Origin of the sequence: Anaerostipes sp. 992a (genome assembly GCF_001940245.1) — a bacterium.
Classification (GTDB): Bacteria; Bacillota; Clostridia; order Lachnospirales; family Lachnospiraceae; genus Fimousia.
Map to the genome: position 1 here is coordinate 54771 of NZ_MJIG01000007.1, position 17688 is coordinate 72458.

20 protein-coding genes are annotated in these 17688 nt (G+C 40.8%); 18 read left to right on the forward strand and 2 right to left on the reverse strand.

All coding sequences use genetic code 11. The features are described 5' to 3' along the window. Window positions 1-11 precede the first annotated feature (11 nt). Together rpsR and ltrA are read left to right on the forward strand one after the other, a co-directional pair. Window positions 12-275, forward strand: coding sequence for a 30S ribosomal protein S18 (gene rpsR / locus BHF69_RS13515; protein ID WP_075672488.1), 264 nt, complete (start codon window positions 12-14; stop codon window positions 273-275). 533 nt (window positions 276-808) lie between these two features. Next, window positions 809-2089: a group II intron reverse transcriptase/maturase gene (ltrA, locus tag BHF69_RS13520; RefSeq protein ID WP_158022527.1), complete on the forward strand. Its 1281-nt coding sequence runs from the start codon at window positions 809-811 to the stop codon at window positions 2087-2089. Between the two features lie 79 nt (window positions 2090-2168). On the opposite strand, the gene BHF69_RS14610 is transcribed toward ltrA, so the two are convergent. Beyond that, window positions 2169-2297, reverse strand: a complete 129-nt coding sequence (locus BHF69_RS14610; protein ID WP_278277083.1) for a hypothetical protein — start codon at window positions 2295-2297, stop codon at window positions 2169-2171. Between the two features lie 58 nt (window positions 2298-2355). Between BHF69_RS14610 and BHF69_RS13525 the strand changes: the two genes are divergently transcribed. From BHF69_RS13525 to BHF69_RS13590, 14 genes are all read left to right on the forward strand, one after another. Beyond that, complete coding sequence (locus BHF69_RS13525) at window positions 2356-3129, forward strand: HAD-IIB family hydrolase (protein WP_075672490.1); 774 nt, start codon at window positions 2356-2358, stop codon at window positions 3127-3129. Window positions 3130-3212: 83 nt separating this feature from the next. Continuing rightward, on the forward strand, window positions 3213-4064 hold the full coding sequence (locus tag BHF69_RS13530; RefSeq protein ID WP_075672492.1) for a MurR/RpiR family transcriptional regulator: 852 nt from the start codon (window positions 3213-3215) through the stop codon (window positions 4062-4064). Between the two features lie 337 nt (window positions 4065-4401). Next, window positions 4402-4836, forward strand: a complete 435-nt coding sequence (locus BHF69_RS13535; RefSeq protein WP_075672494.1) for a PTS sugar transporter subunit IIA — start codon at window positions 4402-4404, stop codon at window positions 4834-4836. Further along, window positions 4833-5312: a mannose/fructose/sorbose PTS transporter subunit IIB gene (locus BHF69_RS13540; RefSeq protein WP_075672496.1), complete on the forward strand. Its 480-nt coding sequence runs from the start codon at window positions 4833-4835 to the stop codon at window positions 5310-5312. Before BHF69_RS13535 ends, BHF69_RS13540 begins: the two co-directional genes overlap by 4 nt. Window positions 5313-5333: 21 nt before the next feature. After that, window positions 5334-6149, forward strand: coding sequence for a PTS mannose/fructose/sorbose transporter subunit IIC (locus BHF69_RS13545; RefSeq protein WP_075672498.1), 816 nt, complete (start codon window positions 5334-5336; stop codon window positions 6147-6149). A gap of 17 nt (window positions 6150-6166) precedes the next feature. Next, window positions 6167-6988, forward strand: coding sequence for a PTS system mannose/fructose/sorbose family transporter subunit IID (locus BHF69_RS13550; protein ID WP_075672500.1), 822 nt, complete (start codon window positions 6167-6169; stop codon window positions 6986-6988). A gap of 25 nt (window positions 6989-7013) precedes the next feature. Next, on the forward strand, window positions 7014-8276 hold the full coding sequence (locus tag BHF69_RS13555) for a zinc-binding dehydrogenase (RefSeq protein WP_075672502.1): 1263 nt from the start codon (window positions 7014-7016) through the stop codon (window positions 8274-8276). 15 nt (window positions 8277-8291) lie between these two features. Next, window positions 8292-8954, forward strand: a complete 663-nt coding sequence (rpiA, locus tag BHF69_RS13560; protein ID WP_075672504.1) for a ribose 5-phosphate isomerase A — start codon at window positions 8292-8294, stop codon at window positions 8952-8954. 5 nt (window positions 8955-8959) lie between these two features. Further along, window positions 8960-9931, forward strand: coding sequence for a Gfo/Idh/MocA family protein (locus tag BHF69_RS13565; protein WP_075672506.1), 972 nt, complete (start codon window positions 8960-8962; stop codon window positions 9929-9931). 264 nt (window positions 9932-10195) lie between these two features. After that, window positions 10196-12298 (forward strand): DHH family phosphoesterase, encoded by a 2103-nt coding sequence (locus BHF69_RS13570; RefSeq protein ID WP_075672508.1) that lies wholly within the window; start codon window positions 10196-10198, stop codon window positions 12296-12298. A 1-nt stretch (window position 12299) separates the two neighbouring features. Beyond that, window positions 12300-12743: a 50S ribosomal protein L9 gene (rplI, locus tag BHF69_RS13575; protein WP_075672510.1), complete on the forward strand. Its 444-nt coding sequence runs from the start codon at window positions 12300-12302 to the stop codon at window positions 12741-12743. Window positions 12744-12749: 6 nt separating this feature from the next. After that, complete coding sequence (gene dnaB, locus BHF69_RS13580) at window positions 12750-14081, forward strand: replicative DNA helicase (RefSeq protein WP_075672512.1); 1332 nt, start codon at window positions 12750-12752, stop codon at window positions 14079-14081. Between the two features lie 97 nt (window positions 14082-14178). Beyond that, entirely contained in the window at window positions 14179-14745 is a 567-nt protein-coding gene (locus BHF69_RS13585) for a helix-turn-helix domain-containing protein (protein WP_075672514.1), read from the forward strand. Window positions 14746-14853: 108 nt separating this feature from the next. Further along, window positions 14854-16359, forward strand: a complete 1506-nt coding sequence (locus BHF69_RS13590; protein ID WP_075669441.1) for an IS1182 family transposase — start codon at window positions 14854-14856, stop codon at window positions 16357-16359. A gap of 38 nt (window positions 16360-16397) precedes the next feature. On the opposite strand, the gene BHF69_RS13595 is transcribed toward BHF69_RS13590, so the two are convergent. Then, on the reverse strand, window positions 16398-16604 hold the full coding sequence (locus tag BHF69_RS13595) for a DUF1858 domain-containing protein (protein ID WP_075672516.1): 207 nt from the start codon (window positions 16602-16604) through the stop codon (window positions 16398-16400). A gap of 192 nt (window positions 16605-16796) precedes the next feature. On the opposite strand from BHF69_RS13595, the gene BHF69_RS13600 reads away from it, so the two are divergent. Both BHF69_RS13600 and BHF69_RS13605 read left to right on the forward strand, forming a co-directional pair. Further along, window positions 16797-16970, forward strand: coding sequence for a DUF362 domain-containing protein (locus tag BHF69_RS13600; RefSeq protein WP_075672518.1), 174 nt, complete (start codon window positions 16797-16799; stop codon window positions 16968-16970). Between the two features lie 140 nt (window positions 16971-17110). Continuing rightward, window positions 17111-17688, forward strand: a 578-nt coding sequence (locus tag BHF69_RS13605; protein WP_143249565.1) for a transposase, incomplete at its 3' end; no start/stop codon positions are given.

A 17688-nucleotide genomic window follows, 5' to 3' on the forward strand; every position in this document is an offset into this window, starting at 1 on the left:
GAGGTAATATCATGGCTTATAATAGAGGCGATCGCGACGGAGCTCCAATGAGAAGACGTGGCGGAAGAAGAAGAAAAAAAGTCTGCGTATTTTGTGTAGATAAGAACGCAGTAATCGATTACAAAGACATTAACAAATTAAAAAGATACGTATCTGAAAGAGGTAAAATCTTACCTAGAAGAATCACAGGAAACTGTGCTAAGCATCAGAGAGCTTTAACAGTAGCTATTAAGAGAGCTAGACACTTAAGCATGATGCCTTACGTATCAGAATAAGAGTAAGAGAAATAAGGAAGACCTAAGTTCGAAATGAGCTTAGGTCTTTTTGTTTGCGCGCCATGGGCGCGCTCTAACGGGTGAAAGTCCCGAACACGCCTAGGCAACGAGGAAGTGTATAGCCGAACAGCAAGGGTGTCCATCGTGAGGTGGAATCTGAAGGAAGCTGTAAGCAAACTCTTGGTCCGACGGACAGAAATCACATATAAGGCTCGGAAATACGGATAAGTCTGCAAAAGGAGATGAAGTCCAAAAGTTGCTGGAAGTACGAGTAAATGTGGCGGATAGATGAGAGGAAAGAGCGTGCACCTTAAGCGTGGAGGTCTCACAGAGGTATCATCAGCCTAGTAACAACGAACTGTGAGAAATCAGCCGAGCCCATAGTAGTGAAGAAGTCTCTGTAATGGGGATGGAGTGAAGGGGCGAACAATCAATCAGTTTGAGTATGTCTCGTATTGCAGAAATGACAACATCTGCCGTAACCAATCGGGTAAAAGATGGTCAAATCAAGCGAGACGGAAAGGAAAGAACGCATGGACACAAGTAATCTAATGGAGCAGATATTATCTAGTGATAATCTCAACAGAGCATATCTGCAAGTCGTACGAAACAAAGGTGCAGAGGGAGTGGACGGAATGAAGTACACAGAACTCAAGGAACATCTTGCAAAGAACGGCGAAATCATCAAGGAACAGTTGAGGACAAGAAAATACAAACCTCAACCAGTACGAAGAGTGGAGATACCAAAGCCTGATGGTGGTGTCAGAAACCTAGGAGTACCAACGGTAACAGACAGATTTGTACAACAAGCCATTGCACAGGTACTAACACCAATCTATGAGGAACAATTCCATGACCACAGTTATGGATTCAGACCGAATAGGTGTGCACAACAAGCAATCCTAACAGCACTTGATATGATGAATGATGGTAATGATTGGATTGTAGACATTGACTTGGAAAAGTTCTTTGACACAGTAAATCATGACAAGCTGATGACCTTAATTGGAAGAACAATCAAGGATGGAGATGTCATCTCCATTGTGAGAAAGTATCTTGTCAGTGGAATTATGATTGATGATGAGTATGAAGACTCTGTAATAGGAACACCGCAAGGAGGAAATCTTTCTCCGCTATTAGCGAATATCATGCTCAATGAACTTGACAAAGAAATGGAAAAGCGAGGGCTCAATTTCGCGAGATATGCGGATGACTGTATCATTATGGTTGGGAGTGAAATGTCTGCAAATCGAGTAATGAGAAATATCTCTCGATTCATTGAGGAGAAACTAGGGCTTAAGGTCAACATGACAAAGAGTAAAGTGGATAAACCGCAAGGACTCAAATACCTTGGATTTGGATTCTATTTTGATTCAAGAGCACACCAATACAAGGCGAAGCCACATGCAAAATCAGTTGAGAAATTCAAGAAGAGGATGAAGGAACTCACCTGTCGTAGCTGGGGTGTAAGCAACAGCTACAAAGTGGAGAAACTCAATCAACTTATCAGAGGATGGGTTAACTACTTCAAGATAGGGAGTATGAAACATCTGTGCAGAGAAATGGATAAACATATCCGATTCAGACTTCGTATGTGTATATGGAAACAATGGAAAACACCACAAAACAGGGCAAAGAATTTAATGAAACTAGGCGTGCCCCAATGGGCAGCAAAGCGAACATCCTACGCTAAAGGGTTCGCAAGAGTATGTCGAGGTTCAGATGTATGCCAAGCTATAAGCAATAAGAGACTAACCTCATTCGGATTAGTCTCAATGTTAGATTACTACACCGAAAGGTGTGTTACTTGTTAAGTTGATTGAACCGCCGTGTACCGAACGGTACGCACGGTGGTGTGAGAGGTCGGAATTTCTCAATCAAGAGAAATTCCTCCTACTCGATTATCTCTTTATAAATTTTCTTAAAGTCAATGGTAAGATCTTCATAAATTCCCACCGGTATACAATCGTCAAAGGTATATTCCTCACCGTCTTCAGCGGAAAACTGATACAAGCTGGACATTCAATTTTCACCTATGCTATAGTAAGACCAGAAGAAAAGAAATCAGGAGGAAAAGGATATGGATAAAAAGTATTTTTTCTTTGATATAGATGGTACGTTGACGGACAATGTAACGAAGAGGATTGTGCCGTCTGCAGCAGAAGCAATTCGAAAGCTTCAGGAGGCAGGACATTTTGTATCGGTTGCAACGGGACGGGCTTACTATAAGGCGGAGCCGTTTCGGGCAGCACATGGATTTCCCAACATGGTGTGTAATGGGGGACATGGCATCTTCTACCATGGGAAGCTTCAGGAGAATCGGCCCATTGATTACGAGAAATCATTGGCCATTTATCGACAGGCGTTAGAGCTTGGATATGGAGTATTGGTGGCATTGGATGATTCTGAAAAGGTATATGCCAACAGTTTTTTATTCTACGATCAGGTAGGTATTCGTAAGGAGCCAACGACCTATATTATCGATGAGCACTTTGATCCAGCCAATGAGCCAGAGATCTTTAAGATGTATATTTCCATACCGGCAGAAGAAGAACATCGGCTGACTCTTCGAGATACCGTGGGACATTTGCGTTTTGTACCAGAATATCTGATGTTCCAGCCGGATGCAAAGAAGGAAGGAATTCTGCGCATGCTGGAGTACGCTGGAGGAAATCCGGAAGATGTCATTGTCTTTGGAGACGATTACAATGACCTTTGTATGTTTGATGAGCAGTTTTACTGCGTTGCTATGGGGAATGCCTGTGATGCACTGAAGGAAAAGGCGGATTATATAACAGAAAAGAACGTGGAGGATGGGATTTATAAAGCCTGTGAAAAGCATGGATGGTTTTAAAAAATAGTCCGATATAAGTTGACATCTTTTCAAAAAACGCTATGATATAATCATGAAAAAAATTTTCGTGAAGGGGATTTATAATGGAAAAGCAGCCATCCGCTATGGATACGATCCATATGCTATATGATACGTTTTTTGAACAGGAGAAGAAAATTGCAAATTATATATTAAAGCATCACAAAGAGGTGGTGAATATGACCATCGTGGAGCTTTCCAAAGCTTGTGGCACCAGCGTAGCTACGATTTCCCGTTTTTGTAAGAAATGTGGATTGGAAGGCTTCCATCATTTAAAGATCGGACTTGCCAAGGAGATTGCCAGCAACGATACGGATATTCCGGTATCCAACACTATTTCCAGGGATGATATTGACCAGTCATTGCAAAATATTCTGGCCAATAAGATTGAGGAGCTGAAGCAGACAGTATCCATGCTGGATGCAGACCAGTTAAATCAGGTACTGGATGCCATTAAAAATGCAGATACAGTACAGCTGGTGGCAGCGGGAAATACCATTCCGGTGGCATTGGATGGGGCCTATAAGCTGAATCAAATAGGGATTAAGACGATGGCCGGTACGATTTTGGAGACACAGCTTGCGTTTGCCTTATCATTAAAGAAAGGGGATGTGCTGATTGCTATTTCCAATTCCGGGGAGTCCAGAAGAGTTTATAAAATGGTAAAGGAAGCGAAGAGAAGAGGAGTTATCATCGTGGCCATTACGAATAATCCCAATTCTACCATTGGCAGTGATGCAGATTATTGTCTCCAGACGGCTACAAGGGAAAAATTATTTTTAAATGAATTTTATTTTTCCAGGGTTTCTGCTACTGTTGTGATTGAGATTTTGTATTTGTTTTTAACAGTTGGACAAAAGGAAAGTTATGAGAATGTAAGAACGGTAGAAAATCTTATTGCAGATGAAAAAATTTAATAAGAGTAAGAAGAAAAAGAAGTATTGTAAAAAAGCAATGCTTCTTTTTTTGAACTTATTTTTCATAGAAAAAGCAGGTATACAATATGCAAAATTCAATATGAAAGAAAATTATTTTCGTCAATAGGTAAAATGACGAAAATAACAAGTCGTAGGTGGGTGATTTTTCAATATTTTTGTGTAAAATGCAGAAAAATAATTTTCGTATAAAAACACTTTGACAATAATTATTTACATGAGTATACTATGGGTATGAAAATAATTATCGCGATAGTTGAAAGAATGAGAAAATAATTTACACACTGTTTGTCCCATAGGTATGCGAAAGGAGAAGAGGATGAATATAATTTTAGCAGCACACGGTAAGCTGGCAGGGGAAGTTGCTAATTCTGCCAATATGGTATTTGGACAGATCGATAAGCTTGATACCGTAGCATTTGTTCCAGGAGAAAATGCAGAGAATTTAAAGGCAAAATATCAAGAACTGATCGCTCAATATGATGCAGCAGAAGAAATTTTGTTTGTGGTAGATCTCTTTGGAGGAAGCCCATATAATGCAGCATTTGAGACGGTTATGCAGGAAGACAGAATGGATGTTATTACAGGCTTAAGTCTTCCAATGTTGATTGATATCGTTGGTATCCGAGAGATGCATGAAGGAATCAAAGCCGTTCAAGTTTATGAAAAATTAAATGCTATGGATTATGTAAAATCCGGAAAAACACTTTTTGGGAATGTTCAGGAAGAAGAAGAGGAGGAAGATGAACTATGAAAATTAATTTAGTAAGAATTGATGACCGTTTGATTCATGGACAGGTTGCAACTGTCTGGGCAAAAGAGGCAAATGCAGAAAGAATCATCGTATGCAGTGATGAGGTAGCAAAAGATCAGATTAGAAAAACCTTATTATTACAGGTGGGCCCTCCAGGGGTAAAGGTAAGTGTCGTAGATGTGGCAAAGGCGATTCGTGTATACAACAATCCAAAGTATGCCAATGACACTGTATTTTTCTTATATACCTGTCCACAGGATGTTCTTCGTATGGCAGAAGGTGGTGTGCCAATTAAAAGCGTAAATATTGGAGGTATGGCTTTTAAGACAGGAAAGACACAGATTACAAAAGCGGTTTCTGTGGATGACAGTGACATCGAAGCATTTAAGAAATTACATGAGATGGGGATTGAACTTGAGATCCGTCCGGTTGCAACGGATAAGAAAGTGGATCTGATGAGCAAATTGCCACAATAAGAGAAATAGGAGGATTAAAAAATGGGATTATCAGCAGTACAGATTATATTATTAGTTATTTTTGGATGCGTTGCAGGAATGGGAAGTGTACTGGATTCCTTCCAGACACATCGTCCATTAATCGCATGTACCATCGTAGGTTTGATTTTAGGTGATGTAAAAACAGGAGTCTTATTAGGAGGAACTTTGGAAATGATCGCACTTGGATGGATGAACATCGGTGCAGCTCAGTCTCCAGACTCTGCACTGGCAAGTATCATTTCCACAATTCTTGTAATTGTAGGACAGCAGTCTATTTCAGCCGGAATTGCAATTGCACTTCCAGTGGCAGTGGCAGGGCAGGTATTAACCGTATTTGCTCGTACCGTTACGATCTTCTTCCAGCATGCAGCAGATAAATATGCAGAGGATGCAAATTTTAAGATGATCGACATCTGTCATGTGACAGCATTGGTGGTGCAGGCGTTGCGAGTAGCCATTCCGACCTTTTTAGTAGCAGCAGTCGTAAGTCCGGCTGGAGTACAGGCATTATTAAACAGCATTCCAGAAGTGATCACAGGTGGTCTGACCGTAGCAGGTGGAATGATCGTAGTCGTTGGTTATGCGATGGTTTTAAATATGATGGGAGCAAAATATTTAATGCCATTTTTCTTCCTTGGCTTCACCATTGCAGCATTTACAGAATTTAACCTGGTAGCATTTGGTATTATGGGAGCAGTTTTTGCGATTATCTATGTTCAGTTAAACCCAAAATTTGTAGCAGTCAAAACAGCTCCAGCGGCAGCAGCCGTAGGAAATGACGACTTAGATGATGATTTAGATGATGAATTGGATTAAAAGGGAGGAAGAAAATCATGGGTGAAAAGAGATTAACAAAAGGCGATAGAATTAACATGTTTATCAGAACCAATCTTCAGCAGGCATCCTTTAACTATGAAAGAATGCATGCATTGGGAATGGCATTTGATATGGCTCCAGCTATTAAGCGTTTATACGACAAGAAAGAAGATCAGATAGCAGCATTAAAAAGACATCTGACATTCTTTAACGTAACACCTGCCGCAGTAGGACCAGTACTTGGGGTAACTGCAGCCTTAGAAGAAGCAAAGGCAAATGGTGCAGACATTGATGAAGCAACCATTGGAAGTATCAAGATCGGTTTGATGGGACCATTCTGTGGAGTTGGTGATCCAATCTTCTGGGGCACTTTAAGACCAATTACAGCAGCGATTGGTGCATCCCTTGCACTGACAGGTAATATCCTGGGTCCGATCTTATTCTTCCTGGCATTTAACCTGGTTCGTATGGCAGCACTTTACTTTGGTCTGGAAATCGGTTATAAGAAAGGGCTGGATTTTGTTCATAATCTTGCAGGAAATATGGTTCAGAAGATCACAGAAGGAGCATCTATCCTGGGATTATTCGTAATGGGGGCTTTGGTATCCAAATGGACCACCATTAATGTTCCATTAGTGGTGTCTAAGGTAACAACAAATGGAGAGACAACCATTACAACTGTACAGAATATCTTAGACCAGCTGCTTCCTGGAATTTTAGGATTATTATTAACACTTTTAGTTTCAAAATTATTAAAGAAAAATATCAGTCCGATCAAGATTATCTTCTTATTATTTGCAGTTGGTATTGTTGGATATGGTTTGGGAATTTTAGGCTAATAAAAAAGGCCGGTTTGGAGGAATTATGAAGACAAAAGCAGTAAGACTTTGGGGAGAAATGGACATAAGACTGGATGAGTTTGAGCTTCCGCAGATGAAAGAGGATGAGCTTCTGGCAGAAGTGGTGACAGACAGCTTATGTATGTCAAGCTTTAAGGCAATTTCTCAGGCGGAAAAGCATAAAAAGGTACCAGAAGATATCAGTGAACATCCTATTATATTAGGTCATGAATTTTGCGGAAGGATCTTAGAAGTAGGAGAGCAATGGAAAGACCAGTATCAACCAGGAGATAAATTTGTGATCCAGCCTAATATTGGACATCCAAAAGGATATGCACCGGGCTATTCCTTTCGGTTCATGGGAGGAGATGCAACGAACATTATCTTCTCCCGTGAGGTTATGGAAAATGGTTCTTTATTAAAATATGAAGGAAATTCTTTCTTTGAAGGATCTCTTGTGGAACCATTGTCCTGTGTTGTAGGTGCATTTAATGCCCAATTTCATATGAAGAAGATGCATAGCTATGAGCATGTGATGGGAATCAAGGAAGGAGGAACTACAGCTCTGTTAGGAGCAACCGGCCCAATGGGATTCCTTGCCATTGATTTTGCCATCCATGGTCCTAAGAAACCGTCTCTTCTGGTGGTAACCGGAAGAACTCAATCCAAGATCGATATGGCCAGAAGGTTATATACAGAGGAAGAAGCAAAGAAGAACGGTGTAACCTTGATCTATGTCAATACCAGAGAGGTAGAGGATGTTGCAGAGAAGCTCCGTTCCTATACAGAGAATGATTATGGCTTTGATGATGTATTTATCTTTGCGCCAAATCAGGATATGGTAAATTATGGAGCAAAAATGCTGGCGTACGATGGATGCTTAAACTTCTTCTCAGGACCTGCCGATACCCAGTTCAACGCTAATGTAAATTTCTATGACGTTCATTACAATTCGACTCATTTTATCGGAACCAGTGGAGGAAATACCGATGATATGAAGCAGTCCATTGAATTGATCGAAAAGAAAATTGTAAATGCTGCAAAGATTGCGACTCATATTCTTGGGTTAGATCAGGCAGCGGAGACAACAAAAATTCTACCAGAACTGGGTGGCGGCAAAAAAATCGTTTACACCCATCATAAATTTCCGTTAACAGAGGTTGACAATCCAGAAAAAATATCTGATGATACATGTATGAAAGGATTATTGCCGATCCTTGAAAAGCACGGATATTTATGGAGCAGCGAGGCAGAACAATATTTTCTGGAACATGCTCCGGAAATTTAATGATGGAGGTTTAATATGAAGCGGACATGTGCAAAAAAGGCATTCGAGCTGGTAAAAGATGGAATGATCATCGGGCTTGGAGGAGGCTCAACGGTGGGATTCTTAATTGAAGAGCTGGAAGCTGCAGGAACAAAGATTTGGGCGGTGACACCTTCTCAGGATACGATGGGGCTCTGTATGAAGCATCATATTCCAGTTATGCCATTAGAAATGATCGATCATATAGATATTGCTTTTGATGGCTGTGATGAACTGGATGCAGAGCTGAATGCATTAAAGAGCTGTGGAGGCATTCATGTAAGAGAAAAGATCGTTGCAGCTATGGCAACGGATTATGTTCTGTTGGGAGACGAGAATAAGTATCATGATAAGCTGGAATTTGCATATCCGGTTACGGTTGAAGTCATTCCATCTGCCAGAAGCTATGTGAGAAAACGCCTTGTTGATCTGGGCAGCGTGGTAAAGGAGCGAACGTCTGATCAGAAGATGGGTGTTGTAGTAAGCGATGACGGCAATTATCTGATGGAAGCAGTCTTTGCAAAAGTAGATGATATTCAGAAGCTTTCAGAAACTCTGGATGGGATTCCAGGATTAGTAGGACATAGTTTGTTCTATCATATTGCCTCTAAGGCAATCATTGCAAAAAAAGATAGTGTTGAGCTTGTGAGCAGGAGGTAGATTACATGAAGAAATTAAACTGGGGAATTATTGGAACCGGATGGATTGCCCATGAGATGGGAGCTGCACTTCAGGAAGAAAATGGAGAAATTTATGCAGTCTGTGGTACTAGCAAGGAAAAAGCCGAAAAATTTGCACAGGAATTTGGCGTAGATCAGGCGTATGAAAATACAGAAGAACTTTTTATGGATGAGAAGGTTGACATTATATATATTGCAACCCCTCATAATACGCATTATGAGTTGATGAAAAAGGCGATTGCAGCAGGAAAGCATGTGCTCTGTGAAAAATCCATTACCGTAAACAGCCGCCAGCTGGAAGAGTGCGTAGCGCTTGCAAAGGAAAAGGGCGTTGTTGTCAGTGATGCCATGACCATTTTCCACATGCCACTATATAAGAAGCTAAAGAAGATGATCGCAGATGGTGTCATCGGAGAGGTGAAGATGGTGCAGGTCAACTTTGGAAGCTGTAAGGAATATGATGTGACCAATCGATTCTTTTCCAAAGAGCTTGCAGGAGGAGCACTCCTTGACATTGGTGTATATGCATCTTCCTTTGCCAGATATTTTATGCACAGCAAACCAAATGTTGTGTTGACAACTGCTAATTATTTTGAGACCGGTGTGGATGAAACCAGTGGAATCCTGATGAAGAATCCGGATGGGGAGATGGCAGTAATGGCACTTACCATGAGAGCAAAGCAGCCGAAGAGAGGTGTTGTAGCTGGAGAAAAAGGATTTATTGAGATTTACGATTATCCAAGAGCAGCTAAGGCAACGATTACCTATACTGAGGATGGTCATACGGAAGTCATTGAGGAAGGGCAGACAGAGAAGGCACTTCAGTATGAGGTGCAGGATATGCAGGACTATGTGTGGAACCATGGTGGAGAAGAGAATATCGCAATGGTACAGGATGTTATGGATATCTTAACTTCTGTACGGAGTCAGTGGGGAATGGTTTATCCATTTGAATAGTTTCTTCTTCACTTAATCCATAAAATCCATATTTATCGTATGAGAATTTTTTAAACATAAAAATATATTGTAATGAAGAAAATAAGGCCGTTATCCCAAAACTAAAATTTAGTCAGGATGATGGCTTTGTTTTCTTCTATACATTTTTCTATAATAATGTTATAATAAAGGATAATTAATCTGGCTAAGTCTCATTGGTAAGCGATGACGGGGAGTGGCCAGATTCTTTTAACAGATGGAATACATTAGATAATGGAGTAGGAAATGAATCAATTTGATGTCAAAAAAAGCAGTTTGAATCAATACATGATTATTCCGTTTGTCATGCTTGCAGTAACCTTTGCATTGGATATTCTGATGTTTGTTGTAAGTGTAAAAGCGGGAATGATTCTGGCAGTGGCAGTAGTGGCATTCGCCGTACTCACCCTATTGAATTATTTTGTACTGCGAAAAGAGATTATCCAGGAAGTTATGGAATTTTCAATTGATCATGATGTCATTCAGAAGAAGATTATGAAGGAATTGCCAGTGCCCTATGCGTTGATGGACCAGTCTGGACATATATTCTGGACCAATGAGGCATTTCAGAAGATTGTTGGAAAGGAAGATGGAAAAAAGGGCAGAATTGGAGATATTTTTCCTGACTTTGGAAAAAAGCTTCTGGATAAAGAGGTAGACCGTGCTACAAAATATATTAATGTAGTAGGGAAGGTGGATGAAAGAACCAAGGAACCACCAGTTTATTTTTATCGCGTTGAACTGAGGAGGATGAGAATCCGGGATCAGGAAGAGGAAGCATATCTAAAGGATAGGAGTGAAGAAGAGGTCCGTAAATTCAAAGATGAGAATACAATGATAGCCATGTATTTCTTTGATGAGACGAAGATGAGCAGGTTTAAAGCGGAAGTGGATAATCAGAGACTGGTAGCAGGACTGGTGTATATCGATAATTATGAAGAAGTTCTGGAGTCTGCAGATGAAGTGAAGCATTCCCTTCTGTTGACGCTGGTAGATCGTCGTATCAATAAGCTTTTATCCAATCTGGATGCGATCGTAAAGAGGGTGGAGAAGGATAAGTATATTTTCTTTTTCCAGCAAAAATATCTTCCGAAGCTGAAAGGAACCAAATTTGCTATTTTGGATGATGTTCGTTCCATCAATGTTGGCAATGAGATGGCAATGACGTTGAGTATTGCGTTGGCTGTCAATTGCGACAGCTATGTGGAGGCCTATGAGACGGCCAGTCAGATGATGGATCTGGCATTGGGACGAGGCGGAGATCAGGCCATTATTAAGGATGGAGAGAATGTATCCTATTATGGTGGCAAATCTCAGGTTGTTGAGAAGACGACCAGAGTAAAGGCAAGAGTAAAAGCACATGCGTTGAGAGAAATTATGGAGACGAAGGACACGATCTTCGTTATGGGGCATAAAATTGCAGATATTGATTCCATTGGTGCAGCCATCGGAATTTATCGAATGGCCAAGACGATGCAGAAGGCAGTCCATATCGTTCTGGATCAGGAGAGTATCTCGGTAAGGCAGATGTTGTCCAGGGTCAAGGCAGATAAGGAATATGAGAAGGATATGTTCATCAATAGCGAGCGGGCGTTGAATCTTGCCAACGACAAGGATTCAATGCTGATCGTGGTGGATGTAAACCGTCCGAATTATATGGAATGTGAGGAGCTTTTGAAAAAGCTGCATACAGTGGTAGTCATCGATCATCATCGCCAGATGAAGGATACCATTCGTTCGGCGACTTTATCTTATATTGAGCCATATGCATCTTCTGCATGCGAGCTGGTAGCGGAAATTCTGCAATATGTAGCCAACAAACCAAAGCTGCGTCCGGTAGAAGCCGATGCCATGTACTCTGGCATTCTCATTGATACGAATAACTTTGTCATTCAGACTGGTGTTCGTACCTTTGAGGCGGCGGCTTTTTTAAGAAGAAGTGGTGCGGATGTCACAAGGGTTAGAAAGATCTTCCGTGACAACTTAAAGACCTATCAGATTCGGGCAAAGGCAGTCAGCAATTCAGAATTATTTGAAAAGGAATATGCCATTGGAACACTGAATGGGAATGGGGTTGACAGCCCTACGGTTCTGGGAGCGCAGGTTGCCAATCAGTTGCTTAACATTGAAGGAATTACGGCATCCTTTGTTTTGACCAACGTAGGCGATACTATTTATGTCAGTGCCCGTTCCATTGATGAAGTCAATGTTCAGCTTATTATGGAAAAATTAGGCGGTGGTGGACATATGACCGTAGCCGGAGCCCAGATTAAGAATATGGGTATGGAAGATGCCAAAGAGGTCTTAAAGGGCCTGTTATTAAGAATGAAACAAGAAGGAGAATTATAGAATGAAAGTAATTTTATTACAGGATGTAAAATCCCTTGGAAAAAAAGATGAAATTGTAAATGTCAATGATGGATATGCAAGAAACTTCATCCTGAAGAAAAATTTGGGAATTGAAGCAACAGGAAAGAATCTGAATGACTTGAAATTGAAAAAGGCCAATGAGGAGAAGCTTGCTGCTCAGAGATTGGAAGAAGCAAAAGCTCTAGCTGCAGAGATTGAGGAAAAAGAAGTGATTCTCAAGATGAAGGTTGGAGAAGGCGGAAAGACCTTCGGTTCTATCTCCACAAAGGAAATTGCAGCAGAAACAGAAAAGCAGCTGGGCTATCATCTGGATAAAAAGAAGATGGCAGTAGAGCCGATCAAATCACTGGGTGTTCATAATGTAACATTAAAATTACATCCAGAAGTAACAGCAAAGTTAAAGGTAAAAGTAGTAGAAAAATAAATCACTATGGATGAAGCATTTATCAAAAAGGTACAACCCAATAGTCCAGAGGCAGAGAAATCAGTTATTGGTTCTATGTTGATGGACAGGGATGCCATCATTGAGGTGGCGGATGTACTGGTCAAGGAAGATTTTTATCAGAATACCAATGGCATTTTGTATGAAGCGATGGTGGAACTTTATCGGGAAGGCAAACCGGTAGATTTGATCACACTTCAGAATAAATTAAAGGAAAAGCAGGTACCGGAATCCATACAGAGCCTGGATTATATTCGAGAGCTGGTGGAGGCGGTTCCTACATCTGCCAATGCTAAGCAATATGCCGGAATTGTCAGGGAGAAGTCCATACTTCGTAAATTGATCAAGGTTACAGAGAAGATTACGGCGGACTGTTACCTGGGTAAGGATGAATTCTCTACCATTCTGGAAGAGACGGAAAAGGATGTGTTCCATCTTCTTCAAAATGCCAGTGGAAGAGAAGATTTCGTACCGATCAGGGACGTTGTGTTAAATACACTGGATCAGATTGAAGAAGCATCTAAGAATAAAGGTAAGATTACCGGGATTCCGACAGGATTTACCGATCTGGACTATAAGCTTACCGGTCTGCATCCATCTCAGCTGTTGATCGTAGCAGCCCGTCCGGCCATGGGAAAAACGGCATTTGTATTAAATATTGCACAGCATGTGGCTTTTCGGCAGAATGTACCGGTAGCTATCTTCAGTCTGGAAATGTCCAAGGAACAGCTGGTTACCCGTCTAATGTCCATGGAGGCAATGATCGATTCTCAATTGATCCGTACTGGGGAACTGGAGGATCAGGATTGGGAGAAGTTGATGGAAAGTGCGGCGGTGATCGGACATTCACCATTGATCATTGATGATACTCCAGGGCTTACGATTGCCGAAATTCGTTCCAAGTGCAGGCGTTATAAGCAGGCACAGGGAGTGGGATTGGTCATTATTGACTACCTTCAGTTGATGGCAGGTAATGGGAAGTCAGAATCCAGACAGCAGGAGATTTCTGAAATTTCCCGTTCTTTAAAGGCACTGGCAAGAGAGATTGATGCGCCGATTATTGCATTGTCTCAGTTAAACCGAGCCGTAGACAGCCGTACCGATCATAAGCCGGTGTTGTCTGACCTTCGTGAATCCGGGTCCATCGAGCAGGATGCCGATGTGATCATGTTTATTTATCGTGATGATTATTATAATCCGGATACGGAGAAAAAGAATCTGGCAGAGATCATCGTAGCCAAGCAGAGAAGTGGTTCTACGGGAAGCATTGAGCTGGCCTGGTTGGGACAATACACGAAATTTGCAAATAAAGAAAGATAAAACAGGAAAAGCCTCAATAATTAGATGAGGCTTTTTATTGTGTGCCAAAATCCCCATTGCTATAATAAAAGTAACGATAGAGGCGGGAGGATAGGCCATGGAAAAGAAAAGAATGATTTCCGATGCAGCCAGGGAACTGGATGTTGAGGCTCACGTGCTTCGTTATTGGGAAGAAGAGCTGGAGCTTCCGATTCCAAGAAATGAAATGGGGCATCGTTATTACGGCGATAAAGAGATGAGACTTCTGATGGAAGTAAGAGAACTAAAGGAAAAAGGGGTACATTTAAGGGCAATTAAGGAGATTATTCCGCAGCTTCTTTTGCCAGACAAGGACGAGCTGCAGGAACAGAAGGTGATTCCGTTTCCAGAGGATGCCAATCAGAAAATGGCACAGTTTCAGGAAATTATGGTAAAGATCGTAGGACAGGCATTGAAACATCATGAGGATGCCTTAAGCCGCCAAATGGGACAGAGAGTAGCAGAGCAGGTAGTCAAGGAGATGGATTATCATTTTCGGGAACAGGAACAGTTGGAAAATGAAAGATATCAGAAATTCGATGAAATTGTACGCAGTTATCAAAAAGCCAGGGCAGAGGCAGGTGCTGCTTCTGAGGGAAAGAGAAGAGGAAGATTATTTGGAAGAAAAAAGAGAAGAACTACATAAGAGTTCTTCTCTCAGACTGTAGACAAAGCCCCGGCAAAAGCCGGGCTTTTCTACATTTATGGCCGTTTTTCTGGTATAATAGAAATATCAGAAGGGCGGTGTTTTTTTATGATGACAAAAAATTCAGATAAAAAAAGGGAACAGATGATAATGTTCTGTATGGATGACATGGTTCCCCAAAACCATATGCTGCGTTTAATTGATAAAGCCATTGACTGGACTTTTATATATGATCTTGTTGAAGAAAAATACTGCCCCGATAACGGAAGGCCAAGCATGGACCCTGTCATGCTGATCAAGATCCCCTTCATTCAATATCTTTATGGAATTAAAAGTATGAGGCAGACCATCAAAGAGATAGAAGTAAACGTTGCTTACAGATGGTTTCTCGGATTGGACATGCTGGATCCGGTTCCTCATTTTTCAACTTTTGGGAAAAACTACACGCGTCGTTTTAAAGATACCGATCTTTTTGAACAGATTTTTGCAAAGATATTGGAAGATTGTATGAAATTTAAACTGGTGGACACGGAACATATCTTTGTAGATTCTACTCATGTGAAAGCATGTGCAAACAGTAAAAAAATGCGTAAAAAAATTGCACATGAGCAGGCTCTCTGGTATGAAGAGGAACTGCAGAAAGAAATCACCAGAGATCGTGAAGCACATGGAAAAAAGCCTTTAAAAGAAAAAGATAGAAACGATCCTCCATCCAGCGGCGGAAACGGCGATATGACAAAAGAAGAGGAAATCCCGGAAGGTGTTAAAACACAGAAATGCAGTACCACGGATCCGGAAAGCGGATGGTTCCGTAAAGGTGAGCATAAACATGTTTTTGCTTATGCAGTGGAAACCGCTTGTGACAAACACGGCTGGATTCTTGGATACAGCATCCATCCCGGAAACGAACATGACAGCCGGACATTCAAAACATTATATGATAAGATAAAAATGTATTCACCAGATATGATCATAGCAGACGCTGGTTACCGTACACCAGCGATTGCCTGTGAATTGATGGAAGATGGTATCAAGCCTCTGTTCCCATATAAAAGGCCTATGACAAAGGAAGGTTATTTCCGAAAATATGAGTATGTTTATGATGAGTATTATGACTGCTACATATGCCCGGAAGACCATATATTGTCATATCATACAACAAACAGGGAAGGTTACAGAGAGTACAGGAGCTGCGGAAAAACATGTGCCAGCTGTCCAAATCTTCACAGATGTACGGAAAGTAAAGAACATATAAAAGTGGTCACCCGTCATGTGTGGGAAGGATATATGGAGAAAGCGGAGGATATCCGGCATACACTTGGCAACAAACAGATTTATGAGTTAAGGAAAGAAACAATCGAAAGGATATTTGGAACAGCCAAGGAACAACACGGATTCCGATATACACAAAGCATAGGGAAAGCCCGGATGGAAATGAAGGCGGGGCTTACTTTTGCGTGTATGAATCTGAAAAAGCTAGCCAGGATACTGGCACAAAGAGGACGAAGATTCTCAACTGCCTATACTATTTTGCGAGAAATAAAAGAAAAGTTATTTTTAATAGAAAAGTGGTGCTGGAGATTATCTCCAGCACCAGCTTTGTCTACAGTCTGAGAGAAGAACTACATAAGAGTTCTTCTCTTTTACTGCTATTAATTCTTTGCAGCTAAATATTCATTTAACTTACCAAGTAATTCATCTACGTCCATACCGTGTACAAAAGCTGCTTCTTCTAAAGATTCACCGCGGGCAGATGGACATCCAACGCATCCCATACCAGAAGCCATTAAGATCATTGCAAGATTTTCATCGATTGCAAGAATATCACCAATAATCATATCCTTTGTAATTTGTGCCATAGTAAGAGCACCTCCTTCTTTTACTTGTATTCCTTAGTATAGTACAAGTTTTGGGAGAAAACAAGTCTCCTGATGATAAAAAAATTACTTGCTATAAACGCCTAAGTGTATTATTATAATAATGAGCATGATAAAAATTTATCAGTGTAAATTTATCAATGTAAAATGTAATATTATAAGGAGGAAATAACTATGGCATATGTAATTTCTGATGAATGTATTTCTTGTGGAGCTTGCGAATCTACTTGTCCAGCTGGCGCTATCGCTGAAGGCGATGGAAAATTCGAAATCGATGCAGATACATGTTTAGATTGCGGTTCTTGCGCAGATGGATGTCCAGTAGGAGCAATCAGCGCTGACGAATAATACATAAGAAGTAAAAAAAAGGAGAAAATCCAATGATTTTCTCCTCAGACTGTAGACAAAGTCCCGGCGAAAGCCGGGCTTTTCTATGTTTACGACCGTTTTTCTGATATAATTGAAATATCAGAAAGGCGGTGTTTTTTATGATGACAAAAAATGCAGACAAAAAAAGGGAACAGATGATGATGTTCTGTATGGATGACATGGTTCCTCAAAACCATATGCTGCGTTTGATTGATAAAGCCATCGACTGGACTTTTATCTATGATCTTGTAGAAGAAAAATACTGTTCTGATAATGGAAGACCCAGCATGGATCCTGTTATGCTGATCAAAATTCCTTTTATTCAATACCTTTATGGAATTAAAAGTATGAGACAGACTATCAAGGAGATTGAAGTAAACGTTGCTTACAGATGGTTCCTTGGATTAGACATGATGGATCCGGTACCACATTTTTCAACCTTTGGAAAAAACTATACACGCCGTTTTAAGGACACAGATCTTTTTGAGCAGATCTTTGCAAAAATATTGGAAGACTGCATGAAATTTAAACTGGTGGACACCGATCAGATCTTTGTGGATTCCACTCATGTGAAAGCATGTGCAAACAGCAAAAAAATGCGAAAAAGAGTTGCACAGGAACAGGCCCTTTGGTATGAAGAGAAACTACAGAAGGAAATATCCAGGGATCGTGAAGCGCATGGGAAAAAGCCTTTGAA